This is a genomic window from Deltaproteobacteria bacterium (genome assembly GCA_016180845.1).
GTDB lineage: Bacteria > UBA10199 > UBA10199 > JACPAL01 > JACPAL01 > JACPAK01.
Genome location: JACPAK010000001.1, coordinates 201200 through 225581, shown reverse-complemented (window position 1 = coordinate 225581; position 24382 = coordinate 201200). Strand labels below are relative to the sequence as shown.

General features: G+C 51.3%; 31 protein-coding genes. 2 read left to right on the top strand and 29 right to left on the bottom strand.

Annotation, left to right across the window (positions count from 1 at the left end; translation table 11 throughout):
* Positions 1-2: 2 nt before the first annotated feature.
* The 21 genes from HYT76_01175 to feoB form a co-directional block, all read right to left on the bottom strand.
* Entirely contained in the window at positions 3-2192 is a 2190-nt protein-coding gene (locus HYT76_01175; protein ID MBI2082157.1) for a molybdopterin-dependent oxidoreductase, read from the bottom strand.
* Positions 2193-2195: 3 nt separating this feature from the next.
* The gene (locus tag HYT76_01170) at positions 2196-2720 is read right to left on the bottom strand and encodes a cytochrome c3 family protein (protein ID MBI2082156.1); all 525 of its coding nucleotides are present in this window, start codon (positions 2718-2720) and stop codon (positions 2196-2198) included.
* Between the two features lie 84 nt (positions 2721-2804).
* Positions 2805-3077, bottom strand: a complete 273-nt coding sequence (locus tag HYT76_01165; GenBank protein MBI2082155.1) for a c-type cytochrome — start codon at positions 3075-3077, stop codon at positions 2805-2807.
* Positions 3078-3314: 237 nt separating this feature from the next.
* On the bottom strand, positions 3315-4370 hold the full coding sequence (locus tag HYT76_01160; GenBank protein MBI2082154.1) for a cytochrome bc complex cytochrome b subunit: 1056 nt from the start codon (positions 4368-4370) through the stop codon (positions 3315-3317).
* 3 nt (positions 4371-4373) lie between these two features.
* On the bottom strand, positions 4374-5171 hold the full coding sequence (locus HYT76_01155) for a cytochrome c3 family protein (protein ID MBI2082153.1): 798 nt from the start codon (positions 5169-5171) through the stop codon (positions 4374-4376).
* A complete protein-coding gene (locus tag HYT76_01150; GenBank protein MBI2082152.1) occupies positions 5159-5587 on the bottom strand; it encodes a Rieske 2Fe-2S domain-containing protein in 429 nt (142 codons plus the stop codon). Before HYT76_01150 ends, HYT76_01155 begins: the two co-directional genes overlap by 13 nt.
* A gap of 3 nt (positions 5588-5590) precedes the next feature.
* A complete protein-coding gene (locus tag HYT76_01145) occupies positions 5591-6733 on the bottom strand; it encodes a hypothetical protein (GenBank protein ID MBI2082151.1) in 1143 nt (380 codons plus the stop codon).
* Positions 6730-7413 (bottom strand): hypothetical protein, encoded by a 684-nt coding sequence (locus HYT76_01140; protein ID MBI2082150.1) that lies wholly within the window; start codon positions 7411-7413, stop codon positions 6730-6732. The genes HYT76_01145 and HYT76_01140 overlap by 4 nt, the downstream gene beginning before the upstream one ends.
* Before the next feature lie 6 nt (positions 7414-7419).
* On the bottom strand, positions 7420-7644 hold the full coding sequence (locus HYT76_01135) for a cytochrome c (protein MBI2082149.1): 225 nt from the start codon (positions 7642-7644) through the stop codon (positions 7420-7422).
* Positions 7645-7742: 98 nt separating this feature from the next.
* Entirely contained in the window at positions 7743-8429 is a 687-nt protein-coding gene (locus HYT76_01130; protein ID MBI2082148.1) for a hypothetical protein, read from the bottom strand.
* On the bottom strand, positions 8426-8812 hold the full coding sequence (locus HYT76_01125) for a cytochrome c-type biogenesis protein CcmH (GenBank protein MBI2082147.1): 387 nt from the start codon (positions 8810-8812) through the stop codon (positions 8426-8428). Before HYT76_01125 ends, HYT76_01130 begins: the two co-directional genes overlap by 4 nt.
* On the bottom strand, positions 8809-9318 hold the full coding sequence (locus HYT76_01120; protein MBI2082146.1) for a redoxin domain-containing protein: 510 nt from the start codon (positions 9316-9318) through the stop codon (positions 8809-8811). Before HYT76_01120 ends, HYT76_01125 begins: the two co-directional genes overlap by 4 nt.
* The gene (locus HYT76_01115) at positions 9315-11348 is read right to left on the bottom strand and encodes a heme lyase CcmF/NrfE family subunit (protein ID MBI2082145.1); all 2034 of its coding nucleotides are present in this window, start codon (positions 11346-11348) and stop codon (positions 9315-9317) included. Before HYT76_01115 ends, HYT76_01120 begins: the two co-directional genes overlap by 4 nt.
* Entirely contained in the window at positions 11345-11785 is a 441-nt protein-coding gene (locus tag HYT76_01110; GenBank protein ID MBI2082144.1) for a cytochrome c maturation protein CcmE, read from the bottom strand. The genes HYT76_01115 and HYT76_01110 overlap by 4 nt, the downstream gene beginning before the upstream one ends.
* Positions 11782-11907, bottom strand: coding sequence for a CcmD family protein (locus HYT76_01105; GenBank protein MBI2082143.1), 126 nt, complete (start codon positions 11905-11907; stop codon positions 11782-11784). Before HYT76_01105 ends, HYT76_01110 begins: the two co-directional genes overlap by 4 nt.
* Positions 11904-12554 (bottom strand): cytochrome c biogenesis protein CcsA, encoded by a 651-nt coding sequence (gene ccsA, locus HYT76_01100; GenBank protein MBI2082142.1) that lies wholly within the window; start codon positions 12552-12554, stop codon positions 11904-11906. The genes HYT76_01105 and ccsA overlap by 4 nt, the downstream gene beginning before the upstream one ends.
* A complete protein-coding gene (locus tag HYT76_01095) occupies positions 12554-13240 on the bottom strand; it encodes a heme exporter protein CcmB (GenBank protein MBI2082141.1) in 687 nt (228 codons plus the stop codon). Before HYT76_01095 ends, ccsA begins: the two co-directional genes overlap by 1 nt.
* Complete coding sequence (locus HYT76_01090) at positions 13237-13920, bottom strand: ABC transporter ATP-binding protein (GenBank protein ID MBI2082140.1); 684 nt, start codon at positions 13918-13920, stop codon at positions 13237-13239. The genes HYT76_01095 and HYT76_01090 overlap by 4 nt, the downstream gene beginning before the upstream one ends.
* 144 nt (positions 13921-14064) lie before the next feature.
* Positions 14065-15318, bottom strand: a complete 1254-nt coding sequence (locus HYT76_01085; GenBank protein MBI2082139.1) for a hypothetical protein — start codon at positions 15316-15318, stop codon at positions 14065-14067.
* 95 nt (positions 15319-15413) lie between these two features.
* Positions 15414-15848, bottom strand: coding sequence for a ferrous iron transport protein A (locus HYT76_01080; protein MBI2082138.1), 435 nt, complete (start codon positions 15846-15848; stop codon positions 15414-15416).
* Between the two features lie 11 nt (positions 15849-15859).
* On the bottom strand, positions 15860-17812 hold the full coding sequence (gene feoB / locus HYT76_01075) for a ferrous iron transport protein B (protein MBI2082137.1): 1953 nt from the start codon (positions 17810-17812) through the stop codon (positions 15860-15862).
* Between the two features lie 264 nt (positions 17813-18076).
* Between feoB and HYT76_01070 the strand changes: the two genes are divergently transcribed.
* Positions 18077-18241 (top strand): hypothetical protein, encoded by a 165-nt coding sequence (locus HYT76_01070; protein ID MBI2082136.1) that lies wholly within the window; start codon positions 18077-18079, stop codon positions 18239-18241.
* Between the two features lie 73 nt (positions 18242-18314).
* Here HYT76_01070 and HYT76_01065 read toward each other — a convergent pair whose 3' ends face one another.
* From HYT76_01065 to HYT76_01030, 8 genes are all read right to left on the bottom strand, one after another.
* A complete protein-coding gene (locus HYT76_01065) occupies positions 18315-18866 on the bottom strand; it encodes a heme-copper oxidase subunit III (GenBank protein MBI2082135.1) in 552 nt (183 codons plus the stop codon).
* Positions 18856-19125: a cytochrome C oxidase subunit IV family protein gene (locus HYT76_01060; protein MBI2082134.1), complete on the bottom strand. Its 270-nt coding sequence runs from the start codon at positions 19123-19125 to the stop codon at positions 18856-18858. Before HYT76_01060 ends, HYT76_01065 begins: the two co-directional genes overlap by 11 nt.
* A complete protein-coding gene (locus tag HYT76_01055) occupies positions 19122-19667 on the bottom strand; it encodes a cytochrome c oxidase subunit 3 (protein ID MBI2082133.1) in 546 nt (181 codons plus the stop codon). Before HYT76_01055 ends, HYT76_01060 begins: the two co-directional genes overlap by 4 nt.
* Positions 19664-21229 carry a cbb3-type cytochrome c oxidase subunit I gene (locus HYT76_01050; protein MBI2082132.1) on the bottom strand — a complete coding sequence of 522 codons (1566 nt, stop codon included), beginning with the start codon at positions 21227-21229 and terminating at the stop codon, positions 19664-19666. The genes HYT76_01055 and HYT76_01050 overlap by 4 nt, the downstream gene beginning before the upstream one ends.
* 82 nt (positions 21230-21311) lie before the next feature.
* Positions 21312-21998, bottom strand: coding sequence for a cytochrome c oxidase subunit II (locus tag HYT76_01045; protein ID MBI2082131.1), 687 nt, complete (start codon positions 21996-21998; stop codon positions 21312-21314).
* Positions 21999-22075: 77 nt separating this feature from the next.
* Complete coding sequence (locus HYT76_01040; GenBank protein ID MBI2082130.1) at positions 22076-22408, bottom strand: cyclic nucleotide-binding domain-containing protein; 333 nt, start codon at positions 22406-22408, stop codon at positions 22076-22078.
* Between the two features lie 75 nt (positions 22409-22483).
* Complete coding sequence (locus tag HYT76_01035; protein ID MBI2082129.1) at positions 22484-23194, bottom strand: Crp/Fnr family transcriptional regulator; 711 nt, start codon at positions 23192-23194, stop codon at positions 22484-22486.
* Positions 23195-23200: 6 nt separating this feature from the next.
* The gene (locus tag HYT76_01030) at positions 23201-24013 is read right to left on the bottom strand and encodes a hypothetical protein (protein ID MBI2082128.1); all 813 of its coding nucleotides are present in this window, start codon (positions 24011-24013) and stop codon (positions 23201-23203) included.
* 102 nt (positions 24014-24115) lie between these two features.
* Between HYT76_01030 and HYT76_01025 the strand changes: the two genes are divergently transcribed.
* Positions 24116-24373 (top strand): hypothetical protein, encoded by a 258-nt coding sequence (locus tag HYT76_01025; protein MBI2082127.1) that lies wholly within the window; start codon positions 24116-24118, stop codon positions 24371-24373.
* Positions 24374-24382 lie beyond the last annotated feature (9 nt).

The window sequence follows — 24382 nt, the reverse complement described above, 5'->3', positions numbered from 1 at the left end:
ATTTACACCTTGTAAACCTTTACACGCGTCATTTTTCCCCGAGGCATCTCCGCCGTTTCCGCCTCCTGGATGGCACGGGGATTTGACCCGATCCCCTTGGCCCATTGTCCCATTGCCGTGTGTCCGAATCCGAGGGGGACACCGACCACAACCGGATCCGTCCCTTCATAAAGTCTGGCGATTCCGCGAATCCTGCCATTGGAGGATTCGACCCAAATTTCGTCGTTCTCATCGATCTTTAACTGGCCCGCCGTTTTTGGATTTAGTTCGAACCAGGTCTTCCAGCCGATCTGAAGATGGGGACCGGCGATGTCGGCCAGCCAGGCCTGATTCGCGTTTCTCCCGCCGGTCATCGTCATGAGGGGATAACTGACCAGGGAAAGGGGGAAATCCTCCTGAATGCGCGGGGGGATCGTCGGAAGATCCTTCAGGGCCGGGAATTCAAATTTTCCCGATTGATTCGGAAAAACGCGGGCCCAATCTTCGTAGAAATAGACCGGATCCCACCAGCCCCCCTTCTCCCGGAGCATTTTTTGAAACTCCTCCAGGTTGCTGTAGGAAGGGGAACGCCAGCCACCGCGTGAGAGGAAGGAGGTCCAGGTTGACTCAAATTCGGTACCAAACAGATCTCCCTTTTGCGATTCGAAGAGCTGTTGCATCTTTTCCCAGAGGGCTGTTTCGAAATCCTTCCATGGAAGTGCCTTGGAGACAGGGTCCCCCAGTTTGCGTGACAGTTCTAGCAGGGTGTCGCCTGCATGTCGTGTGTCGTAGAGCGGGGGTCGGACCGGGGCGGAGAGGCCGACGATCGGAAAACCTTGTATTGTGGAGGTCGGGTGGTCCTGCCACCTCTCCAGATAGGTGTGATCCGGGAGGATGAGGTCGCAGAAGTTCGTGGTTTCATCGAGAAACGGGGAGAAGCTGACGAGGAGCGGGATCTTGTTAAAAATTTCGCGGAGCCTTTCAGGTTGCGGATTCGAAAAGAGCGGATTGGTGTAATAAAAGAAGAGGACCTCCAACCCCAATTCTTCGAGGGCGGCCAGGTCTTTTCCTGCAGGTGGAAGAGCTCCTGTATCCGCTTGGCGCGGGATCAGGACACCCCCAGGGATGTTGATGCTTCCCACTAGGGCATTCAAGGTATGAATGGCGATCTGGTCTCTTGGGTCGAGGCGGGCTGAGACCGCCAAGGCCGGTTTTGTGGCAGCAAATTCACGGGCCAGTCGGATGATAGTATCGATCGGGACACCGGTCACCTCCGAGATTGTTTGGTGGGAGTAGTTTTCCAGGACAAGATTTTTGAACTGGCTGAACCCGGCAGTATGTTCTCCCAGATAGTAACCGTCATAGAGATCCTCCTTCAGGATGACATGGATGACGCCTAAGGCGAGCCATCCCTCAGTCCCCGGATGGACCGGGATCCATTCATCTGCCTTGGCGGCGGTTGTTGAAAGACGGCTCTCAACTTGTATCACCCGTCCGCGATAGGCGGTGTTGCCGCGTCGCAGATTTGCCCAACCCCGGAGATTCTCAACCGGTGAACTTCCTGCCTCCAGGAGCGGCGCCGAGAAGGAAAGGAGGAAGCGTGTCCTTTCCAGATCCCATTTCGGTTCGACCCGGATTCCATGGGTCTTTTCGAGCGCCTCGATTGGTCCCTGCCATGGCGCAAAGCTGTTATCGATATAATTGGGGGATCCATACGCCTCCAGAAATCTTCCAAACAGGGTTCGCATCAATCCGTGATAGCGCCCCCCCATCACGGCGACCTTGTCGGTCTCTTTTTTCTCGCGGAGGCGGTTCAATTCCTTCACAACGGGTGCGAGCGCCTCTTCCCAAGTGATCTTTTCCCATTTCCCCTCACCGCGTCCCCCAACACGCCGCATCGGGCCGCGCAATCGATCCGGGTCGTAAAAGGACAGAAGACCGGCAACTCCCTTAGGGCAAAGGGTCTTGTGGTTGATCGGATGAAGGGGATTTCCCGTAATGGAAACGGGCCACGAGCCGATCATTCGGACACGAATACCGCAGGCACCTGGACATTGTTGACAGACCGATGTCACCCAACTCTCCTCCCCACGGGCAAAGGCATCCTCGATCCCCGCCAGTTCGGAGGTCGAGAGGAGGCCTGACTGCCAGGCGAGGAGGATCAGAGAACTGATCCCCGCATCCTTCAAAAATTCTCTACGAGAAATCGTCATAAGTCACCTGTGACATGAGATACAGTCCACAGAGGCTTTTTGCCTCTGATGGCACTCGAGACAATCATCCATGGAAAGATCCTTCGGTGCTGCCGTCGGAGGTCGGTTTCTCTCCCCCATCTTGCCGTGGCACAATTCGCAGGAAATCTTTCCGAAGGTGACATGTCTCTGATGCGAGAAATAGACATGATCCGGCATTCGCGTGAGACGACGCCAGGGGATTTCCCCGCCTTTCTCGGCGTACTCGCGCACCTTCGCCTCCTCAGGCTTTTCGGAGAGCGGTGCGACGTGACATCCCATGCAGATTTCCACGGACGGGAGCATTGCAAAGGCGCTGGTTTCGACCCCAGTATGGCAGTGATTGCATTCCAGTTTTAATTCGGTCACGTGAATTTTGTGGTTGAAGGAGATCGGTTGTGTGACCCGTCGTTTCAGCCGAGGTAGCCCAAGCAAGATGGCGAAAAGGGCGATCGCGGCGATCACCACAAGCAGGGTCTTCCCCTTCAGTTTTTTTTGACTCCAAGACATCCTATTAAAAATAGTGAAAAACAGTGAGAGACAACATGACCCCACTCATCAATCCATATGAGAGATATCATGCCGGAAAGATGGCTAGAGTCCCTTCAGGTATTTGACGACCTCAAGGATCTGTGCGTCATCCAACTTTCCCTTGAAGGACGGCATCTTTCCACCTTGCCCGTCGGTGACGACCTTGGCCAAATCAGTTTCCGCCTTCCCCTTCGTATCGTCAGTGAGATCGAGCGCCTTCAGTTCGACCTTCATCCCCTTGGCGATCGGTTCGCTTCCCTTGGCATCGATGCCGTGGCATGCCTTGCACTTCGTTTCGAATGTCGCCTTTCCATCTGCCATCAGTGGCGAATTCATGAGGGCCACAAGGCTTGCGATGGTGATGAGAAGACCAGAGATTTTTAACATGTGTCCTCCTTGTTTAGCGTGCCTCGGACTTAGGAGAAAGAGAGGGGAAAAGCTATATGACGCTCATCATATCAGGGAGATCATCCCGAGACTGTCAGTGAATGCTCTCGAGATAGGCGACGACAAGGAGTGATGTGATTACAAGGATTGAAAGAATCATGATTAAACGTCGTTTCGAATTCAGTGTCATGCCATCGCCTCCCAGATTGTCAGAACGATTAATGTCAAGACAGCGACCACGCCGAGCCAGACGGAGATATCTTTATCTGGAAATCTCTTCACGAGGATCCGATCGATAAACGGCCAGAATATCAGGAGCATGTAAGCGACTCCCGTTCCGAGGACACCGACCTGCAGGCTCGTCAGCTTCAGCCATCGAAAGGTAAAGTAAAAGTACCACTCCGGTTTGATATGTTCCGGTGTCAGAAAGGGATCGGCTGGGGGTCCCAGGCTGGCCGGGAAAAACACCACAAGAAAGGTAAGGAGGAGGGTAAGACACATCGCAATGATCGTTTCCATCAGGAAATGATTTGGGAAAAAGGGAAAATGTTTCTCTGGTTTGCCCTTATCCTCTTCAAAAACAAACTCGGTGACTCCCAGAAGACGGATCAGCGTGATATGAATGACAAGGAGGAGTGTGAGCGCCAATGGAAGCAGCATGGTGTGGAAGACGAAGAATCGGGTCAAGGTGTTCTCTTCGACACTATCTCCACCTCTCATGAACCGTCCTAGATAGTCGCCGATCAATGGGACATTTTGTGTGATGTTGGCAGCGACCGTCGCCCCCCAATAAGAGAGTTGTTCGTAGATCAGCGAATAACCGGTGAAACCGAAAATCAGTGTGCACCCGAGGATCCCGCAGCCAATCATCCAGTTCAACTCGCGAGGCCTCCGATAGGCCCCGGTGAAGAAGACTCGGAAGACATGGAGGATCACGGCGACAATCATCAGATTCGCAGACCACTTGTGGACGCTCCGGATGATCCAGCCAAAATTGATATCATAGGTGATGTGGCGGACACTCTCGTAGGCATGTCCCGGTTCCGGGACATAATAGAAGGTAAGAAGGATTCCGGTGATCACCTGGATGATGAAGAGATAAGCCGGAGTCCCGCCAAGGGCGAACCACCATCGTTTCAGATGATGGGGGACCGGCTCGCTGGTTACCTTCGTGAAAAATTCTCCGGGAACCGGAGCCGAGGTCTCGAGCCATTCTTTTATATTTTGCAGGGCCTTTTTCATTAACTATTCCTCAAAAGTTTTCAGGAGTTTTACCAAAAAGACAATCAGAATGATCAGAAATCCTCCGACGGCCGTTCCCGTCCACCATCGAAAATGGATTTTTTTTCGAAGGAGCATTGTTTCTTGTTTCATCGTTTCGAGGCTTGTGAGGGCGCCTCGAGTCTTTTCCTGAATCTCTTCGACATCCAGTGTGTGTGTCATCTGATGCAGGGAGTTTCGCTCCGAAAAAAGTTTCTCTTCCAATTTCTTGATCGGCATCCCCCGTTTGTTCAGATGGGTCAGTTCCTTCTTCATCTCTTGTAACGCCACCTCGGCCGAGACGAAGGCCCGTTTTATTTTTTGGCCGTTTTCGAACGAGTGGCAGGAACCGCAGAGATCCTCTTGAATCAGATCGAAAGAGGCGCGTTGGACGTTATGGCTCTGATGGCAGGTAACGCAATTCGGACCATTGCCATTCAAGAACGCACGGTAATGGGGGCTCTTTTTATAATTTTCAACAACACCGACATGGCACTTGCCACAGAAATCGGGGATCTGCGCCGGTTTTGGGGCACCGACGAATCCCCTCTCGGGATTCATCGCCTCCGCCGCATCGTTTGGATCTCCTCCATGACACCCCTCACAGTTATTTCCCATTTCGTGGTGGATACTCTTTTCCCAAAGCGCAACCGGCTCCGACATCGGTCCGCCTAGTTCAGCATGGCAGGAGATGCAGACACTGACTTTTTCTTGGGAGGGCCCTTCCGCGGCAAGATCCGTGGCAGATAAAGAAAGCAGCATGAAGAGAATCAGGAGACCCATACTTCATCCTCTTTCTCTTCCAGAGTTAGCTTCTCCAACCCCTTCGGTGGCGGGCCGGAGATTACATTCCCCTCCACATCAAACTTCGCCCCATGACAGGGACAGACAAACTCATTCTTGTCCCCCTCCCACTTTACAAGACAGCCGAGATGAGAGCAGACGAGGGAATACGCGGCGTAACCCTTGCTTCCGTTGATCACCACAGCAGGGCCGCCACGGACATGGAACCGCTTCATCCCTCCGAGAGGGAGCTCGGCTATCGGAATCTTGACAATGTCACCCCCTTTTTTTCGGGAAGGGGGGATAAGGTAAGAAAAGACGGATGAGAAGATGCCGAGGGAAAAAATCGCCCCCATGAAGCCGATACAAATTTCCAGAAAGCCGCGCCGTGTCGGTTTGATCTCTTCTACAGCCATCGTTTACTTGCCTCGCCCGGTGGGGAGTACCACCTTTTCCCTTCCCAATTCCATATGCATTTCTGTTTCCTGAATCAAACGCGGCTGGTAGAGATAATAAACCGAGGTCTCGACCTCCAAAGGACGATCCGAAGGGGCAAAAAAAGTGAAATGCTCCTCCCGGGTTTCACCTGGCTTCAAGCGGTTATCTTGAAGTATCTTATCGGCGTCCAGGAAGACATCGGAGTCCTTCGTGATTTTTTCTCCTTTAGGATTGAGAAGGATCTTCTGAAAAACCCTTTCTTCCGAGTAGACAGAGGTCCCGCCGGCTTGGACTTTTAAGGAAAGAACCAACCGCCTTGTCGGCATTCCTGTAGGAACCTTATGGCCTGAACCGACATTAACAAGACGGACGACGCCGTGAATCTTTTCGCCGGAGCGTTTCATCTCCACGATCTTCACGGTGACTGCCTTTTTGACCTGCTCGATGGAATGTCCCCCGACCGCCTCGTGACTGTTGATATAGATTTCCTTTACCGGTTTGACACGGGGTGGGACCGGCAGACCCTGAATAGGTGGCATGTGGCAAGACTGGCAGTCCTTTCCTTCTCGGGCCTGCTGGCTCCCCTTCCACTCTGAGAAGGTTTCGAGTATCGGTACCCCTTTTTCATTTTTGTATTCATGACAACCGGCACAGAAGGCCGATTGTTCAAAATGGGGCGCAAACCCGATCCCATGAAACGGCGATTCGATATCTTTCAGCGGTCCCCATTTCTTTTTGTCTTTTTCGATGACAAAAGGATCCGGCTCATTCAGGCGCACCTCTTTCACGCTATGACAAAAATCGCAGGTGATCCCTTCTGAATTCAGGGGATCGTCCAGATCATATTTTTTTGTGATGCGTGTGGTTGGGGAATGACAGGAAAGGCAGAGTGCGTCACTCTTCCCCGCCGTCCGTTGTGAGGCCTCCAAAAAGATTGGATAAAAAATTGGATCCTTGACCGCATTGGCATGCATCGATTCTTTCCAGCCTTGGTAGATCGCCTCATGGCATTCGCCACAAATCTTGGCAGAGGTAAAACCTTTCTCGGCGAGTTTTGGGTAAGAGGTTCCAGCCCACGTGGGAGCTGAGATCAGAAATGTAAGGGCAACGAAAATACTTTTCAATGGCTCCTCCGAGCATGAGGTTTGTGACATTTGGAACAGTTTCCTTCCGGGAATTTTTCATGCCCTGACTTTATTTTGCTGTGGCACACAAGACAGGTCTCGCGGTCCGGTTTGAGTTCTTCTTTATTCGCCAAAAAGGAGTGACAATCGGTGCAGTGCACGAAAGCCATTTTTCCCCAGGCCCCTTCTGCCTTGTCAGAGTGACAATTGACGCAGATGTCGACGGGTCGCAAGAATTCATGAAGTCCCCCCATGTGGCAGTCAAGACAATCGATACCCGCCTTTTCGAAGTGAACTTTATGCCCCGCGGTTTCTCCTATTAATTTCCATTGCGGATCATCACTCAAATGGCACTGGGCACAGACCTTATGATCAAGTGTCGGGTGATGGACGACCTGATCGGGACGTTTTGTCAGGTAGAACCAAACCTGATGGAGGCTGGCCCCCAAGGTTTGCTGATGACATCGATGACAGGTGACCAGGTGGTGTGGTGACGTGGACCATTTCTGAAAAGGTTCTTGCATGATATGACACGACTGGCAAAATCGGGCATCATGTTGAATGTAGTCGTAGGAACGGTAAATCGCTGCGCCACCAAGAAGCATGAGAGTGATCCCCACGACTAAGAACACCGTTCCGCGGCGGCTCAAATGCTGAAATGCCGCGCGAAGAGTTCTCATTTTTATCTACTTGAGACTATTTGCGTAATCAACAACCGCCTTGATCTCTTCGGGGGTCAACTTTCCCTCATAGGCGGGCATCTTGGGTGGCTTCCCTTTTTTGATCCCTTCTTCTGTAAACTTCACCCCGGCGACCTTTTTCCCATCCACCCCGTGACACATGACGCACTTCTTGCCAAAGAGCGCCTTTCCATCTTGTGCGATGGCTGGCAGTATCGATGAGAGAAGCATTATTCCGACGACGATGAAACCGCTTAAGATTTTCATGGTTCCCTCCTCTTTTGGATTTTTCCTATAAAGTTTTTTCCTTTTTGTCTCCATGATTTTCATCATGACGAAGATAAGGTTCCCATCAACGCATTCACCATCCCCCAGCCGACATCCCCCTCCTTCGCCTTCTTTAAATATTTTTGCCAGGTTTTTTTGGCTTCTTCCGGTTTGTTCTGGCCATTTAACTGGATAAGTCCTTTAAAGGCGAGTCCCTCAAGGTTTTGAGGATCTTTTGCGAGTGCCTGATCGATCTGGGCGATAGCGCTATCGACCTCTTGCATCGAAAATAAAACCATCCCCATATGGACACGCGACTCGACACTCTCCGGTTTGACCTGAAGAACCTCATGGGTCAGTTGAAAGACCTTTTCATAATCACCGGACTGCAAATAAAGATGTGCGAGACGCTCACGCGAGATGGTATCCTGAGGGGCATTCTTGATTTTTTCTTGCAATTTTTTCGCCTCCCCCTGGGCGTCTCCGCTCAATCCTTGTGAGGCGGTCCTGTTCCTCCCCATTTGTGGATGGGGATCATCCACCCTTGGTTTGATCCCACCCAAGAGGGTGACAGTGACACCGGAGACGAACGCGAGAAAGAAAAGGGTAAGGGCAACACGCGAGAAAAAGCGCGCCTGTGTCGTATTCCCCTTCGCCTTCTCCTTTTTGTCCAGATAGGCCATGAGCAGCGACGCCATGAAAAGTGCAACGACACAGATAAAACCGATCAGTGTTCCTGAAAGGATCATAATTCCTCCTTAGTTGTCGCTTTCTTCTTGCTCACCGCAACGAAAATAAAAATTCCTCCACCCAGAAAGACGAGGATCGGAAGGATCCAGACCATCAGATTCATCCCGACCGGTTTTGGTTTCAGGAGGACCCATTCCCCGTAGCGTTCTTCAAAATATTTCAGGATCTCCTCGTCCGATTTTCCAGCCTGAACCTGTTCACGGACGATCGTCATCATCTCGATTGCGAGGGCGGAAGGGGATTCGGCGATCGGGACCCCGCGGCAGACAGGGCAGCGAAGTTGTTTGCCGATCTGTTCGGCGCGCTCCTCCGGGGTGAGGGGGGATGGAGCGCAAGCGGCCCAAACAAAAAGAAAGGTGCAGAGAATGAGAATTGGCTTCATTGTATCAACCTCAATTTCTCAAAAAGAATTTCAGGCGTCAGCATCCCCGCATGTTTGTAGAGGATAATTCCATTCGCATCAATAAAGAAGGTTTCGGGGACGCCACTCACGCCGTAATCGATCGCGGTTCGAAGCCCCTCATCGATCAGAACAGGGGCTGCCTTTCCATATTCGGCCAAAAAGCCTTTCGCATTCTCAGGTGTGTCTTCGTAGAGTATCGAGTAGAAGAGGATCTTCGAGTCCGAAGATGCCTTCATCGCCTGCCGGATCAATTGATGCTCTCCGAGACAGGGGCCACACCAGGTCGACCAGAAATTGAGAACAACCGATTTCCCTTTCATGGAAGTCAGGGAGATTTTTTCGCCTTCCAGAGAGACGAGTTCAAAAAGAGGGGCCGGTTTATTGACGAGACTCGAAGGGAGTTCCCTCGGATTTCGGGTGAGACTGAAATAGAGGAGGAAAAGGGAGGGGATCAGGATACCAAAAAATATCAGCGCCTTTTTCATAACTCCCTTTTCCTCCCACACACCATCGCCAACAACCCTCCCAACATTGTGATCCCCCCACCGATCCAGATCCAGATCACGGCGGGTGTGATGATGACCTTTAGTGTTGCCTGCGAGCCGTCTTTCTCAAAATTGTTGAGCGTCAAGTAGAGGTCTTCAATCAAGGTCGATCGGATTGCCGGACTTCCGATCGGTTCGCGCGATGTCGGATAAAAATTCATCTGAGGGGTCAGCGTTTCCAGCGATTTTCCGTCTCGCGAAACGTTGACGACCGCCTTGATCTCGAACCTCTGGGGAACTTCATCGCCCCGAATTTCCTTCAGCGTAAGCTGATAACCGCCGACCTCGGTGGTTTCGTCGGGTTTGAGCGTTATCTCTTTTTCCTGATCATAGATGGACGAGATGGCGACGGCGACGATCAGAATCAAGGCCCCGATATGGGCGATGAAACCGCCGTAACGACGGGGGTTGTCATTGAGGAGCGAAAGCTTTGCTGGAATGAATTTCAGAATATTCCCCTCAGCTCGTTTCCAGGAGATCCGAAGGACCTCGATGATCATGATATCGAGCGCCAGTGAGGCGAGCAAGACCAGCAGGAGGATCGCCCAATTTCGGATACCGACAATCAGGAGAATCAGTGTGATTCCCAGTGAGAGGAAGAGGGGGAAACGTGAGGCGCTGAGGATATTTTTAAAATTTCCTCTTTTCCAAGGCGTGACCAATCCAAGGCTCATGAGGAGGGTGATTAAGAGAACGATCGGGACTGTCATCTGATTAAAATAAGGTTCTCCTACCGAGATACGGGTTCCACGGATCGCCTCGACAAGGAGTGGATACCAGGTCCCCAAAAAGACAACGAAGCAGAAACTCAAGAAAAGAAGATTATTAAAGAGGAAGAGAAACTCGAGACTCAAGAAACTTTCGAACTGACCCGGCTGACGAAGATTCTGCGATTTCCAAAGCAGCAGGGCGAGGGAGGCTGAGAGGACAATCCCGATGAAGACGAGAAAATAGGGGCCGATATGGGACTCGGTGAAGGAATGGACGCTATCCAGGACGCCGCTTCGGGTCAGAAAGGTTCCGAGGAGGGTGAGTAGAAAGGTCAGGATTGCGAGCATCAGATTCCAGACCGGCAGCATCTTTCTTTTTTCCTGAACCATGACGGAGTGGACCAGCGCGGTGCCGGCAAGCCACGGCATGAAGCTCGCGTTCTCGACCGGATCCCAGGCCCAGTAACCGCCCCATCCGAGGACCGCGTATGACCACCAGCCGCCGAGGACGATCGCGATCGTCTGGAATGACCAGGCGAAAAGGAGCCAGGGACGTGTGAGGAGCGTCCAAGTGGCGGGGGGGCCTGGCTCGGGTTCCGCCCACCCGTGCTCACCCGTTGCGCGCGGGCGGGCGCCCGACCCTCGCCACCCGCCACTTGGCCCTTCCAACAACGTTGCTACAGCAAACGCAAACGGGACCGTAAATCCGATATAACCAAGGTAGAGACATGGAGGATGAATCGCCATCAACCAGTGATTTTGGAGGAGAGGGTTTGGGCCTGGGCCATTCGCTGGTGTCGGTTGAACCGGGAGAAAGGGGTTCGCTGGCAACGCGAGCAAGATGAAGAAGAAGAGTTCAATCACCAGAAAAACAAGACCGGCCCAAAGGAGCAACCCCTCTTTTCTATCCTTATAAAGGTAGAGACAGGAGGCGGTGTAGGTGGCAAGGATCCAGCCCCAAAAAAGGATCGATCCCTCGAGCGAACTCCAGAGGGAGATCGCGCTGATCCAGCGTGGTGTCTCGAGGCTTCCGACGTGAGAGACGTAACTGACACCAAAATCGTTTGAGAGGAGGGCATAAATCATCGCGAGATTCGCAACCGTCATCAGGATAAAATTTCCGTAGAGAGATCCACGACCAAGTGAGGCAGCCGTTTCGGAGCCGCTCTTTCTCGCCCCGATAAAGGAAAGAATACCAAACAGACAAAGACCGATCGAAAGACCGATGCAGAGATTGCCAATCGTGACAATGGGGCTCATTTCATCCCCTGACTGAGTTCCTTGTAGATTTCCTGTGGCATCTCACCTTCTTTGGGGGGACGGTATTCATTGCCATGCTTGACCATCAGTCGATCGGCGACGAATCGTTTGTCAGGACCCAGCTTCCCTTCGACGATCACCCCCATCCCCTCGTGAAACATCTGTGGCGGGGCCGCTGTCGTGACGACAGGAACTTTTTGTTGATCATCGGAGATTTCAAAGCTCAGGATGTTTGACTCGAAGTGGACCGTGCCTGCCTCGACGACGCCGCCGAGCCGGACGGTATTGTTGATCGCCTTGTCTCCTTTCGCGATCAATTCTGTTGGCGTCACGAAGTAGACCAGATTTTCCTCGAGCCCTCCCCAAAGGAGATAGCCGAGGCCACTCAAGATCCCCAAAATTAAAAAAACAAATAACAATCGGCGACGATTTTTCACGTTCGGTCCCTTTCCTGGTTGGTCTTATTTGCGCGGACAAAAAGGGAAACGAAATAAAGCCCCAAGACGACCCATGTGATCGTATAGCTCGCGATGATATACCCCCATCCACCTTGAATCATGATGAACCTCCTTCCTCACGGACGGCGCGTTCCTTCGCAATTTTTAACCTCACTATAAGGAAAAAGAGACAAACGGCCAATAGGGCGAGGGCGCCGAGTCGAAGCGGCAAGACCATGACCGGGTCCATCGTTTGAGGGGATGACTGGACCTGGTGAAGGCTCCGCCACCATTTGACCGACATATAGACAATCGGGACGTTTAAAAAGGTCAGAAGTCCGATCGCGGCAGAAATTTTTGGTCTTCTTTCAGGGTCGGAGATCAATTTTCGAATCATGAGATACCCGGAGTACATAATTAAAAGAAGCGCTGTCGTGGTCAGACGAGGATCCCAAGTCCACCAAACCCCCCATGTCGGTTTGCCCCAAATAGACCCGAGAACTAACGTCAAACCGGTCAGGACGAGGCCAATCTCGGCAGTCGATTCGGCCCATTGGTCCCATGAGTTTTTTCTTTTAATGAGATAACCGATTGATCCGATGAAGGAGAGAAAGAAAAAAAGCATCGCCATCCAGGCGGCTGGGACATGCACAAAAAGGATCCGGTAGACATCCCCCATCAGGGCGTCTGGCGGGGCAACCCGAAGTCCCCAGTAGTGAGCAAATCCGAGAAAGGCAAAAGCTAAAATGCCGAACAATTTGGTTTTCATCATTTCCCTCCCTGCGGTTCTTCAAACATTAAATCCGCTAACAAAATAGACCCTAACAAAAAAATAAAATCAAAGACGATCAGGAGGCGGACCCAGATAATTTGCTGGCCGAAGGGATCGTCTGTCATCAGGTATTGGGTTGCCTGGACAGAGGCGAGGAGTACGGGCACAAGCATCGGGAACAGCAGCAGCGGGAGCAGGATCTGCCCCTCGCGGAAAGAGGTGATCAGCCCGGCGTAAAAGGTTCCGACCGTGGCGATTCCGGCACTCCCTAAAATGAGGATCGAGAGGAGCGATGGATTGAGAGAGAGGTCGAAAAAGATGACGAGAAAAGGAAGGAGCCCGATTTCGAGAACCAGGAGGAAGAGGAAATTTCCTAGAAGTTTTCCCAGGTAAAGCGCCTTAGGATCGATACTTAAAAGAAGCAGTCCTTCCCATTGACCATCCTCCATTTCCCGGCGGAAGGAGCTGTTGAGCATCAAGATGGAAGAGAAAAAAATGGCAATCCAGAAGAGACCCGGTGCTATTTTTTTCATCAGATCCGGATGACTGCCCAGTGAAAAACTCAAGAGAATCAGCAGAAGGAATCCGAAGAGAAAAACAGAGATCAAATGATAGAGCTCACGAAACTCGATCTTCAGGTCTTTTGTTAGAATCCAATAAGTCTGGGACAAAAAAGATATCATAGCGAGAATCCTTTTGGCTGGCCGTCATAGATGAGTTGTCCACCATCAAGGACCAGAAGACGATCGGCATGTGCGAGCGCCTCAGCATGGTCGTGACTCGCGATCAGGATCGTTTTGCCCTGTTTTTTCCATTCCGAGATCAATTCATCGAGGATCCTTCTCCCCTCCTTGTCGAGGGTCGGATGCGGTTCGTCCAGGAGAATCAATTGGGCCTCTTCGATCCCAAAGAGGAGTCGGGCGAGGACGAGCCTTTTTTTGAGTCCCTCCGAGAGCTGGCTGACCTTTTTTCCTGAAAAACGATCGAGTTGAAGACGTTCAAGGATTTCATCTTTAACCTTTTTTGCTAGCGGAGGGGTGACCTGCCTAAGTCCCGCTACAAGCTGGAGCGTTTCGGAGACGGTGAGAGGTCCGTAGAGCTGTTTTTCATGGGCGAGATATCTTAAGAGTTCGCGAATTTCCCTTTTTTCGTGGGTTGCATCGGCACCACAGATCAAAACCGATCCTCGAGAGGGGGAGAGAAGGGTCGCAAGGATCTTGAGCAGCGTTGATTTGCCGGAGCCGTTTCCTCCGAAAAGGGCGATCGATTCCCCGGCCCCGACAGAAAGGTTGATCTGAGAGAGGACCCAATGGGTTCCAAAGCGCTTCCCCAGATTTTTGAGTTCGATGACAGGTCGATCCATTAAAAAACCCTATCAAGACTCAAACTAGAGCGTCCAGGGTTCTTATCACCTCCGGATATGATGAGGATCAGAAATTGAGAAGAAGACGGGGCAGGCCTGTAAGGCCTGCCCCGCTTGTTGAGTCACCTTGGGGTATGAGTGACTTTAAAACATGGAACGAACATTTAGCAGCAATTCATGCTGCCGACCGGTCGTTGGTTTCTTCATGTCTTCACGTAAGGTCAGCCCGATCCTCATGTTCTCTCGTGGCATGAAGGAGACGCTCTCCGAGATCTTGTGGAATTCGTCCCGGCTGTTTTGATCATCCTTCACGAAGTCATACTGGAGCGCTGCGAACCACTGTGGATGGATCAGGTAGCCGAGCTGACCTGTCGCACCGTGACTCTTGTTGGTTACTTCGGGGTCAACCAGATTGTAATTATCTTCCTTCCCATACACATAAGCCCCGATGAGATCATATCCCTTCCACCGCACATTAACCGCTGGAGAGAGACGATAGAAGGTGTTGCGTGTCTGCGCTATGGGGGTTGATTCAGCTCCTGAATTTACTGTATCTCGTCCCCACATCCCCCAGCCACTGATGTTACTTCCTGCCAGTTCCCCTTCGGGCAAATCGAAACGGAGTGTCCCGAAGAAGTTCTTGTACTGGTTCGGGTCGTCCATATCTTCACCGTTGGAGACACCGACGGAGTAGAGGAAGAATTCACGGTATCCATAAAGCTCGATTCCAGGGACCGGTGAGCTGATTCGGATCGGCTCTTCTGCGACCGCTCGGTTTGCCCCTTGGCTGGGACGAAACCTGTGTGAAGCGACGTTGACGTTTGGAATCATCCTCAGGCGTCCTGATTGGGCATGCCAGTTCATCATTGAGATGCGGCCAGCCCGAACATTGAGGAGGCTTGAATCAAAGAGATTGTGATAGCCGAGTGTAAACCAGTTGAGATGAACCGCCGTCGGTTCAATCTCGGTCTCTATGAAAATGGAGGCATTCTTGAAAATACTTCCTGCTGTAAAGAACTGGAGCCACTTGGTATCACCGAAATTAAACTCAAAATCCTTCCGGCTCCCATCGATGTTGAGTGTATTTGTTGTGGCTTCGACGGGTGAGACACTGATTCGCATTCCGAGGAGATTTCCGATCTTGTCGATAAAGAGATGGTCGCCGACCGCCTCTTTCGTTTCATCCCCATCTTGGGTGTCCGGCAACTGGTAGCCGTTCCGCGCGAATTTTTCCCCGAAGTAGGTGAGTCTCGGGAACGAGGTGTGACAGGTTTGACAGTTCATCTGGTACTTCCGGGCCCATTGTGCAGTGGCGTTGGCCTGTTGTGGCAGGAGGAGGAAGGTAAAGAAGAGAATCGCTACACCCTCTAGCCACCATCGGATCAGTTTGTTTTTCATGAAGCCCCCTTTCTTGAAAGAAGTTTGTTAATTTTTTTTTACTATCGATTTCAGACGCATATAATGATTCAAAGCATGTGGCTATATGATTCTCATCAGGGCGCTGTTTTTTTGACAAAGATCTCTTTGACAACCGTCTCTTCGAGTGCGATCTCGGTTTCGCCCGCTTGGATTACAAAGGCCGGTCTTTTTTGATGGAGTGAGATTTCACTGCCGGGGACCACGCCAAAACTGGCGAGATGGTTCAGACGCATCTCATGCCGTGGACGGACAAAGACAACCTGATAGTTTTCTCCCTCGATCCCTTCAGTCAGCGAGATGACGAGGGGGTCTTCGCTGACGACAGGGAGGGTTTTTTCCTTTTTGAAACGACTTCCGATTCGTTTCAGGAAATCGATCAGGGAGGACTTTTCAACAAACTCGTAATGGCAATACGGGCATCTCCAGAGTTGACACCCCTTCCGGAGACCACACCCCCGGCAGGCGTTTTGCTCATCAAATTCACGTTGGCAAAGAGGACACTTGGTCATTTTACACTCCCTCAAATTCTCAAGATAAAATTAACAATTCCACCAACGGCAAACGCGATCAGATAAACCAGCCCAACCATCACCGTCGCGGTCCGTGCGCCTCGCTCCTTGACGATCATCAGGAGATTCGCGAGACAGGGGACGAAGAGGGTGATGACGATAAGGCAGACAATTGCCTGCGTCGTGTCCAGCATTCCTTTATTAAAGAGATCGAAAAAATAGGTCGCGGCATAATCTCGTCTCAAAAATCCTGCCAGAAAAACCTCAGTCGCCTCGGGGGGGAGGCTGAGTCCCTTCACAATCAACGGGGAGGCGGCGTTCTGGATCGCTGCGATCAGGTGAAGCCGGTCGAGCAAGAAAAGAAAAAATGTCGCGATGAGGAAGAGGGGTGTGACCTCTTTCAGATACCACTCAAGTCGGGCGATCGTCTTCGTCATGATATTTTTCAGGAGAGGCCTTCGGATCGGGGGGATCTCGGCGATGAAGTCAGAGGTCTCTCCTCGAAGAACCCTGGAGGCGAGGAAACCCATAAAGATCATGACCCCACCGACCACGCCGCCCCAGAGGAACGGGGCCCATCGCGGGAGGGATCCAAACATCCCGAGGATGATCCCGAGCTGGGCCGAACAGGGGACACCGAGTGCGAGCAGGAAGGTCAAAATGACCCGCTCTTTCTTGGTATCCATGATTCGGGAGGAAACAGTCGCCATCGTATCGCAACCCAACCCCAAGACCATCGGGACGACCGCCCTTCCATTGAGTCCCATGATCCGGAAAAGCCTGTTCATCATGACCGCGAGTCTTGGCAGATAGCCCGAGTCCTCCATGAGACCGAAGAAGATAAAGAAGGTTAGCACAATCGGGAAGATGATCCCAAAGGCGTAGGTGAGTCCCATCGTGATCAGCCCATAGGGACCGACGAAGAGATCACTGAGGAATGGGGACGAGGAAAAGAGTGTTGAAAAAAAAGCTTTGGCCCAGGGGTTCAAGTATTGACCGAACAGAACTTTTTCGAGCCAGTTGACGCCGGTTTGCGCTCCGAATTTGCCGACAAATTCATAGAGGGCGAATAAAACCCCTGTCAGGACTACAAAACCACCCACAGGGTGCATCGAGAGCTTGCCGAAAAGTTCGAGCCACTCCTTCTTTTGTCCGGATTTTTTGAGAAAAACTGTTTTTAGAATCAGGTCGACCTGTTTTAAACGTTCCCGGTTCATCAGATAAAGCAGCGGTTCGGCAAATTTTTCTGCCGTCTCGTTTTGGATATGCTCGATCTCCTTCATCACGGGAGGAGGGACTCCGATGGAGAGCCAGTCATTGAGGCTTTTGTCACCGGCCAGGATCATCACGGCAATCGATCTTTTTGAGATGCGTGAATTAGGAAGACGGATCTCTATTTTATGGATCGCCTCTTCAATCTCTTTTGAATAATGAAAAGCAAATGTTGAGGTTCGCACAGAGGCGATTTTTTGTTTTAATTCCTCGATCCCCTTTTTTTTGATCGCGATGGTTCCAACGACAGGAATTCCGAGCAAGGAGGCGAGTTGTTCCTTGTCGATTAAGATTCCACGTTTGGATGATTCATCTTCCATATTGAGATTTAAGAGGAACGGGATCCCCATCTCGGCGAGTTGAAGGGAGAGGAGGAGCGAACGGCGCAGGTTTTTCGCGTCGGCAACCTGAATCACGGCATCGATCGGTTCGGTCAGGAGGATATCCCGCGTGACCTTTTCCGCCTCTGACATCGGGACGAGGAGGTTGACACCGGGGGTATCCCAAAAGGTAGTTTTTTCTCGATGAAGGGTTGTCTCGACGGAGGAGACCTCGACAGTGGTCCCGGGGTAATTGGAAACGGAGGCATAGTGTCCCCCCAAAAGACCGAACAGCACGCTCTTGCCGACGTTAGGATTACCAATCAGGGCGATTCGTTGATGTTTCGCGGGCTCAGTAGAGGAAACAGCCATTTTTATTGGTGTACTTTGCATCATGAGTTTCCAATGGTCTCATGCGTAAAATTTTGAGTCGGGTTTGCCGAGAGCGGTCGGGAACCCCATGAGCATTGGCGGGCAATGAAAACGCGCGGCAGCACTGCGCGAAGGTTCATTGCACGCCAGTGCCATGAGGGTGACCGCGAAGGCACTAGCCGGCGAAAAATTTTGGCATGAGACCATTGGTTACACTGTCCCCCTACCTCACAAAAATCGACATGACGGAGATCAGCTGGTCGGATGATCCTTTTCCAATTCTTTTTTGATGAGGCGATGCAGCCACCATCCCAGAATGCCAAGCATTATCAAAGGGATGAGGATCAGCAGGAGGGTTGGCCAGCGGTAAACAGTGGAGCGGCCCAAGTTAGTCACACAAAGGGGACAAGCCCAAAGCTCTTCGCTTGATAGAAGAATCCAGAAAAATCCCCCCCAACTCCCCTTTGACAAAGGGGGGATTAAGGGGGGATTTATTTTCCACTTAAAGTAGATAGATGGCCACATAGATCACCGGCCAGAGCAAGACAACAAAGGTCCAATAGATCTGAAAGAGGACGAGACCCGTTTTGTTGGTTTCTGCATACCGATAGCGGACCGCTTTTAGAAAGACGACCAAGAGAACGATGAGTGCCGCAATGACATGGACCCCATGCGCGCCGACAATCATATAAAAGATGCCGCCGTAGATATTTCGGGCTGTTGTGAGACCGAACTGGATCAATCGCATCCATTCATACCCTTGGATTCCAAGAAACAGAAGACCACCGACGCCTGTCAGTCCTAACCAACCGACAAGACAAAGATGACACCCTTTTTTTTGGGCGGCATCGGCCCGCCAGATGGCGACGGCGCTCAGGAGCAGGATAACGGTATTGATTCCGGTGACGAGGACTGGAAGGCGCGGTTGGCCGACAGGGGGCCATTCCCCTGTCTGCGCGCGAAGGACCCAGTAGGCAGAAAAGAGACCGGCAAAAAACATCACCTCGGTTGCCAGAAAAAACAGAAGTCCAATCTGGCCTTTTTTAGTTTCCATAAACGTAGATGATATCAGGAACGAGGGTGAAAAAGAGGATCAGCACAACCGCAAGTCCGGTAAAGATGATGGCGAAGATATACCCCGGTTCCCATTTAAGACGCATGTAAAACAGCGCGACGAGTGTCGCCTTCAGGGCGGCAACCCCAAATATGAGTGTCGTTGCAAGCAGGACGTTCCCAAGATTGGCCAAGAGAAGACTGACCCCCAAGAGGACAAGCAGGAGTACCCAGATCCCAACAAGGTGACGCGGTTTCACTGGGCACCTCCAGAAGAGGCTATATAAAGGAGGGGGAAGAGGAAGATCCAGACGACGTCAACGAAGTGCCAATAAATCCCGACCGATTCGATCCGATGTGTGGAGAACCCCTTTCGGAGTCCCGTCCAGATGATCCCGTTCGCCACCAGACCTCCGATAACATGCAGGGCATGGAGGCCGGTCATCAGATAGTAAAAGCCCCAAAAGAGGCTCTTTGTTGGTACGAGCCCCTGATTGATTTCATGGTGATATTCATAAGACTTGAAGAGAAGGAAGACGATTCCAAGCAGGATTGTCATCCCAAGATAATTCGCAGCCGATTTGAAATTGTCTTCTTCAACAAACCAATGCGCGAGGATCATTGTGAGGCTGCTGGTAAGAAGTACGACTGTGTTGATCGCACCGATTCCGGTCAGGGTGTGAACCGCCTGCAACCCCCATTCCGGATGGCGAAAGCGATAGAGCAGATAACAGGCGATCAATCCCCCGAAGACGGCGATTTCGGAGCCTAAAAAAAACCAGATGCCGAGACGATGTTTCATAACTCCCCCTGGCTGATCCAGTCTCTTTCTTTTAACAAGGGATGACTGTACTCATACGGTCCTCGCTGAACGACCGGTTCCTGATCAAAATTTCCATGTCCCGGTGGTGAAGGAGCGAGCCATTCGAGGGTGTTGGCCAACCATGGATTTCGATCGACCACCTTCCCTCGGGAAAGGCTTGCAAAAAAATTGATGATGAAAGGGATTTGCCCCGCCAACATCACGATCAGACCGACCGTCGCGATGACGTGGAGATACTGATACGGTTGGAGATAATCAAAGAGGGTCGGATCGAAGATCCGGCGTTGATGTCCTGCCAGACCGAACGCAAACATCGGCAGAAAAACCGCATTGAAACCGATGATCGTGATCCAGAAATGCACCTTGCCCCATGTTTCGTTCATGAATCTCCCGAACATCTTTGGGTACCAGTAGTAGATGCCGGCGAATGTGGCGATGAAGGTGACAGGGAATAAGGTGTAGTGGAAATGGGCGACGACGAAAAGCGTGTCATGGATGTAAATATCGGCAGCGGTCGAGCCGTTGAAGATCCCCGTAACCCCTCCGACCAGGAATTCTGCGAGCATTCCGAGGGCGAAGAGCATCGATGTCGTGAGCCGGATCGACCCGCGCCACAGGGTCGCAATAAAGGCGAAGAGGGTGATAGCGAATGGGACAGAAATCAGGATTGTTGTGACACTGAAAGGGGCCGCAAGTCGGGGGTCGATGCCGCTGATAAACTGGTGATGGGCCCAGACGATGAAACTGAGCAGGCCAGCAACCAGTGTTGAATAGATAATCGTTCGATAACCGAAGAGCGGCTTGCGCGAGAAGACAGGGAAAATTTCGGCAATGATCCCGAGCGCCGGCAGCAAAAGGACATAAACCTCCGGGTGACCAAAGAACCAAAAGAGATGTTGAAAGAGGAGCGGATCTCCACCGGAGGCGGGGAGATAAAAACCGACATCAAAGAGCCGGTCGGCCAGCAGCATAAAGGCCCCGGCGATGAGGGGCCCGACAGAAAACATGAAGAGGATGGAGGCGATATTGATCATCCAGACAAAGATCGGGAGCCGAAAGAGACCCATCCCCTTGGCCCTCATTGCCACGGTCGTTGTCAGGAAATTTATTCCTCCCATCAGCATCGAGGTGAATTCAAGCGCGACGGCAAGGATCCAGAGGTGTCCGCCCCATATGACGCCGGTGTAACCGGGCGATGCGGAGAGGGGGGGATAAATAGTCCACCCTCCTGAGAAGGATCCGCCCGGAACGAAGAATGAAAGCAGGAGGACGACGGTGCTCAAGAAAAAGACCCAGTAAGATGTCATGTTGAGACGCGGGAAGGCCATGTCTCCGGCGCCGATCATGAGGGGAAGCAGGAAATTCCCAAATCCGGAGAGCAGGATCGGCATCGCGACCCAAAAGACCATGATCGTTCCATGCATCGTGACGAAGGAGTTGTATTGATCGGGTCCCACCAATCCGTATCCCGGGACCGGTTCATTCGGAAAGGCGAGCTGGTATCGGAAGAGATAGGCGAGGTAACCCCCGATGATTGCCATCAAAAGGCCGGTGATCAGGTATTGTTTTCCGATTACCTTGTGGTCGACGGAAAAAAGATAACGGCGCCAAAAACTCAAATGATTATTCGACACGTCCAACCTCCAGGCTTCTGTTCTCCTTTAACCAGTTCTGGTAATCCGTTTCGTTCAAGACCTGCAGTTGTCCCTTCATCGTCCCATGGCCACTGCCGCACAGTTCCGCGCAGGCGAGCGGATAGATCCCCTCCTTCGTCGCTTCAAACCAACCCTTGATCGTGCGACCCGGCACCGCATCCTGCTTGAGCCTTAAGTTCGGAATCCAGAGGCTATGCAGGACATCTTCCGACTGAAGTTCGAATTGAATTTTCTTGTGAACCGGCACGACGAGTTGATTCAAGATTTGAATATCGTCCGGTGTCTCCAATTTCCCGTCGGCCCCCGGATGGGTGATCTCCCAGACGAATTGCCGTCCCTTGATCCGGACCGTCTGATCTGCCGTGGGAAGATAGATCTTGATTTCATTCCAGACAGGTCCTTGGACAAGATCGATTCCAAGATCAAAAACAAGGATCAGCGCCGCTGGCAATAAAATCCAGGCGAGTGCCTTAAAAGTGGTGCCGGGTTGATAGGTCGCGGTGGTTGTTTTTCGCTTCCGATAGCGGATGATGAAATAGAAAAGGACCGCCTCCGTAAGGACAAACCAGGCCCCGACGATGTAGTAGATGACACGAATTGTATGATCAATTCCGTGACCATAAGTTGAAATGTCTTCGGGAAGCCAGGAGGTCATTTGTGGGACGGGTTTAGGTGACGAGAAAAATTTAATATATGATCTTAATCATGCGTTTTCGAAAAGCAGAGACAAATTCATTTCGTGGCGAATGGCAGTAATTGAGTCTTGGAAATAAAGACTACACGGCAGTCCGAAGTGGCAACACAGGTGCAACAAAAAGGACTTCCATCGAAAAAATGCTCGACTCCTAAAACATTTCCTTTTGGAGAGTGCCAGAAATGCTCTGCAGGACAGGATGATTTCCCCTTCGTAAACTGAATATCCCCGGATTGGATGACAAAAACACCGTAGGGGTCGTGCCCTTCGTAAACAAGGACCTGTCCTTTGTGAAAGATCAGCGGCTGACCTTTCTTCAGGAGGTTTCCCCATTGTCCCTTTAAGGCGGAAAGAATCTCTTCATTCGTCATAATTCTAAGAGTAAATGAGCTAGCTTGTTTATAAATGACAGGACTCAGTTGTGGATATGATCTTGATCAGCTGTGTCAGAATTCAATGCCGGCAGTTTCAAGAAGCGACTTGGAATCGAGCACCGTGATCTCTCTGTCCTTGACTTCAATCATCCCGTCTTTTTTGAATTCGGAAAGGAGACGGATAGCGGTTTCCTGTGTGATCCCGATCATTTCGGCTAACTCTTCCCGCGAGAGGTGAATTTCGATGACATGCCCCTTCTTTGTTTGCTTGCCGTAGGTCTCCTTCAGCATCAGGAGGAGTTCCGCCATTCGCTCCCGAACCGATTTTTGGGCAATACTGGTTGCCAGATCTTCGGCAACACGGAGGTCTTTTGACATCTTTTTGATCACATTAAAGGCAAGTTGCGAGTTCTTTGCGAGGACTGAAAGAAAGGCATTTTTATCAATACAACAAATGGTCGCGTCTTCCAAGACCTCTCCCGTGGCATGATACGGTTCGTCAGAAAAAAAAGCGCGGTAACCGAGAAGATCGCCAGGACCGACGATCCGGACGATCTGTTGTTTTCCATCAACCCCGGTTTTGTAGAGTTTCACCTTTCCAGAGAAGATACAATAAAGCCCATAGGCCTGATTTCCCTCGTAGAAGATGACCTGACCTTTTTTGTATTCGTTTGTTGTCTTGTGCTTGTTGAATTCGTCAAGCACCCCTCCCTCCAAGGTACAAAAGACGCCGAGGAGGCGGGAGGGACAGACTTCACAACGTGGCTTCGCCGGTTTTTCCATCGCCCTCTATACAACCATAGGAGATATTTTTTGGCAAGCATGCGTGAATCGGCTCATAATACCTGTCTTTCCCAATCCGGGCAGATCTGAAATTTTCTGATCCACTTCCCTGCCTAGGGTAGTTCCTGCATTGCTTGGGAAAAGGGTTGTAAAAAGTCGAGCTGCCTCTTGTTTCCCTTTCACCGCTGCCCCGACAGGCGACCAGAAGAGATTGAGGATCGATCGCGTAAAAATTTGCGCCCATCGCGATCGGGAAAGCCGTTCCTTGGCGCTATTGTAGTACCAGGCGAAGTGACGCCTCTCCTGTTTTGCAATCCTTTGGCAGAGTTCTCTTAGAATTGGATTTTTTGTCTTCTGTTCCAACTGCTCATAACCTTTGAGTGTTGTCAGCTCATTGACTGCTCCCCAGGTCATGTAGAGGGCGAGGAACGATTTGGGGAAGAGACGAGAGACTAGTTTCGAACCGGTTGCCCGAATTTTCTCTAAGAAAGTTGACCGATTCCGAACTTCTGAAGAGCGCTGCGATGCAAGCGGGACACCACACTCAGAAAGAAGTTGGGAAAGAACCCGGCCATGAAAATATTCCTCGTAGTTCCAGAGGGAGAGGAAGGCGATCGATTCAGGGTCATCAGTGATCCGGGTATTCAGGAGGGCCTTCAAGTAGAAAATAGTTTGGGCCTCGATATCGGAAAAATAGGTGAGGACAAAACGTTCCTCTTCTGTCAGGCTCTGTTTTTTTGCCTCGGACCAGTCGAGATCGGAGGTTTCTATTTTTGCTGAATGATCCAGAAAACGATTAATATCGACCGGCTCAGACATCCTGCCCATCCGTTCCACCCCTCAAAAAAGGTGTCAAGGAATCTCTTGCGAAGAATCGAGACAAGCGGTAAATTTTATAGAAGGAAAGGGGGGATAAATAATATGACGGAGGAAGAAATAGGCTTTGTCGAACACTGGTTTGGTCATGCCAGTGTGGCGGGTATTAAAGTGACCAAGGGGGCGATCAAGGTCGGAGACCTGCTCCATTTCAAGGGACATACGACCGATTTTCAGGAACCGGTCAACTCGATCCAGGAAGAACATAATAAAATCCAGGAGGCAAAAAGGGGTCACGACATTGGTATCAAGGTTTCTCAGCGGGTACGCGAACACGACAAAGTTTTTAAAGTTGTTGCCTAGCGCGATCTC

What these genes read in the sequence shown, in the direction of transcription:
- HYT76_01175 (MBI2082157.1), bottom strand. Translation starts at nt 2,192, where the DNA reads ATGACGATTTCTCGTAGAGAATTTTTGAAGGATGCGGGGATCAGTTCT.
- HYT76_01170 (MBI2082156.1), bottom strand. Translation starts at nt 2,720, where the DNA reads ATGTCTTGGAGTCAAAAAAAACTGAAGGGGAAGACCCTGCTTGTGGTG.
- HYT76_01165 (MBI2082155.1), bottom strand. Translation starts at nt 3,077, where the DNA reads ATGAATTCGCCACTGATGGCAGATGGAAAGGCGACATTCGAAACGAAG.
- HYT76_01160 (MBI2082154.1), bottom strand. Translation starts at nt 4,370, where the DNA reads ATGAAAAAGGCCCTGCAAAATATAAAAGAATGGCTCGAGACCTCGGCT.
- HYT76_01155 (MBI2082153.1), bottom strand. Translation starts at nt 5,171, where the DNA reads ATGGGTCTCCTGATTCTCTTCATGCTGCTTTCTTTATCTGCCACGGAT.
- HYT76_01150 (MBI2082152.1), bottom strand. Translation starts at nt 5,587, where the DNA reads ATGGCTGTAGAAGAGATCAAACCGACACGGCGCGGCTTTCTGGAAATT.
- HYT76_01140 (MBI2082150.1), bottom strand. Translation starts at nt 7,413, where the DNA reads ATGAGAACTCTTCGCGCGGCATTTCAGCATTTGAGCCGCCGCGGAACG.
- HYT76_01135 (MBI2082149.1), bottom strand. Translation starts at nt 7,644, where the DNA reads ATGCTTCTCTCATCGATACTGCCAGCCATCGCACAAGATGGAAAGGCG.
- HYT76_01130 (MBI2082148.1), bottom strand. Translation starts at nt 8,429, where the DNA reads ATGATCCTTTCAGGAACACTGATCGGTTTTATCTGTGTCGTTGCACTT.
- HYT76_01125 (MBI2082147.1), bottom strand. Translation starts at nt 8,812, where the DNA reads ATGAAGCCAATTCTCATTCTCTGCACCTTTCTTTTTGTTTGGGCCGCT.
- HYT76_01120 (MBI2082146.1), bottom strand. Translation starts at nt 9,318, where the DNA reads ATGAAAAAGGCGCTGATATTTTTTGGTATCCTGATCCCCTCCCTTTTC.
- HYT76_01115 (MBI2082145.1), bottom strand. Translation starts at nt 11,348, where the DNA reads ATGAGCCCCATTGTCACGATTGGCAATCTCTGCATCGGTCTTTCGATC.
- HYT76_01105 (MBI2082143.1), bottom strand. Translation starts at nt 11,907, where the DNA reads ATGATTCAAGGTGGATGGGGGTATATCATCGCGAGCTATACGATCACA.
- ccsA (MBI2082142.1), bottom strand. Translation starts at nt 12,554, where the DNA reads ATGAAAACCAAATTGTTCGGCATTTTAGCTTTTGCCTTTCTCGGATTT.
- HYT76_01095 (MBI2082141.1), bottom strand. Translation starts at nt 13,240, where the DNA reads ATGATATCTTTTTTGTCCCAGACTTATTGGATTCTAACAAAAGACCTG.
- HYT76_01090 (MBI2082140.1), bottom strand. Translation starts at nt 13,920, where the DNA reads ATGGATCGACCTGTCATCGAACTCAAAAATCTGGGGAAGCGCTTTGGA.
- HYT76_01085 (MBI2082139.1), bottom strand. Translation starts at nt 15,318, where the DNA reads ATGAAAAACAAACTGATCCGATGGTGGCTAGAGGGTGTAGCGATTCTC.
- HYT76_01080 (MBI2082138.1), bottom strand. Translation starts at nt 15,848, where the DNA reads ATGACCAAGTGTCCTCTTTGCCAACGTGAATTTGATGAGCAAAACGCC.
- feoB (MBI2082137.1), bottom strand. Translation starts at nt 17,812, where the DNA reads ATGGCTGTTTCCTCTACTGAGCCCGCGAAACATCAACGAATCGCCCTG.
- HYT76_01070 (MBI2082136.1), top strand. Translation starts at nt 18,077, where the DNA reads ATGATCCTTTTCCAATTCTTTTTTGATGAGGCGATGCAGCCACCATCC.
- HYT76_01065 (MBI2082135.1), bottom strand. Translation starts at nt 18,866, where the DNA reads ATGGAAACTAAAAAAGGCCAGATTGGACTTCTGTTTTTTCTGGCAACC.
- HYT76_01055 (MBI2082133.1), bottom strand. Translation starts at nt 19,667, where the DNA reads ATGAAACATCGTCTCGGCATCTGGTTTTTTTTAGGCTCCGAAATCGCC.
- HYT76_01050 (MBI2082132.1), bottom strand. Translation starts at nt 21,229, where the DNA reads ATGGCAATCATCGGGGGTTACCTCGCCTATCTCTTCCGATACCAGCTC.
- HYT76_01045 (MBI2082131.1), bottom strand. Translation starts at nt 21,998, where the DNA reads ATGACCTCCTGGCTTCCCGAAGACATTTCAACTTATGGTCACGGAATT.
- HYT76_01040 (MBI2082130.1), bottom strand. Translation starts at nt 22,408, where the DNA reads ATGACGAATGAAGAGATTCTTTCCGCCTTAAAGGGACAATGGGGAAAC.
- HYT76_01035 (MBI2082129.1), bottom strand. Translation starts at nt 23,194, where the DNA reads ATGGAAAAACCGGCGAAGCCACGTTGTGAAGTCTGTCCCTCCCGCCTC.
- HYT76_01030 (MBI2082128.1), bottom strand. Translation starts at nt 24,013, where the DNA reads ATGTCTGAGCCGGTCGATATTAATCGTTTTCTGGATCATTCAGCAAAA.
- HYT76_01025 (MBI2082127.1), top strand. Translation starts at nt 24,116, where the DNA reads ATGACGGAGGAAGAAATAGGCTTTGTCGAACACTGGTTTGGTCATGCC.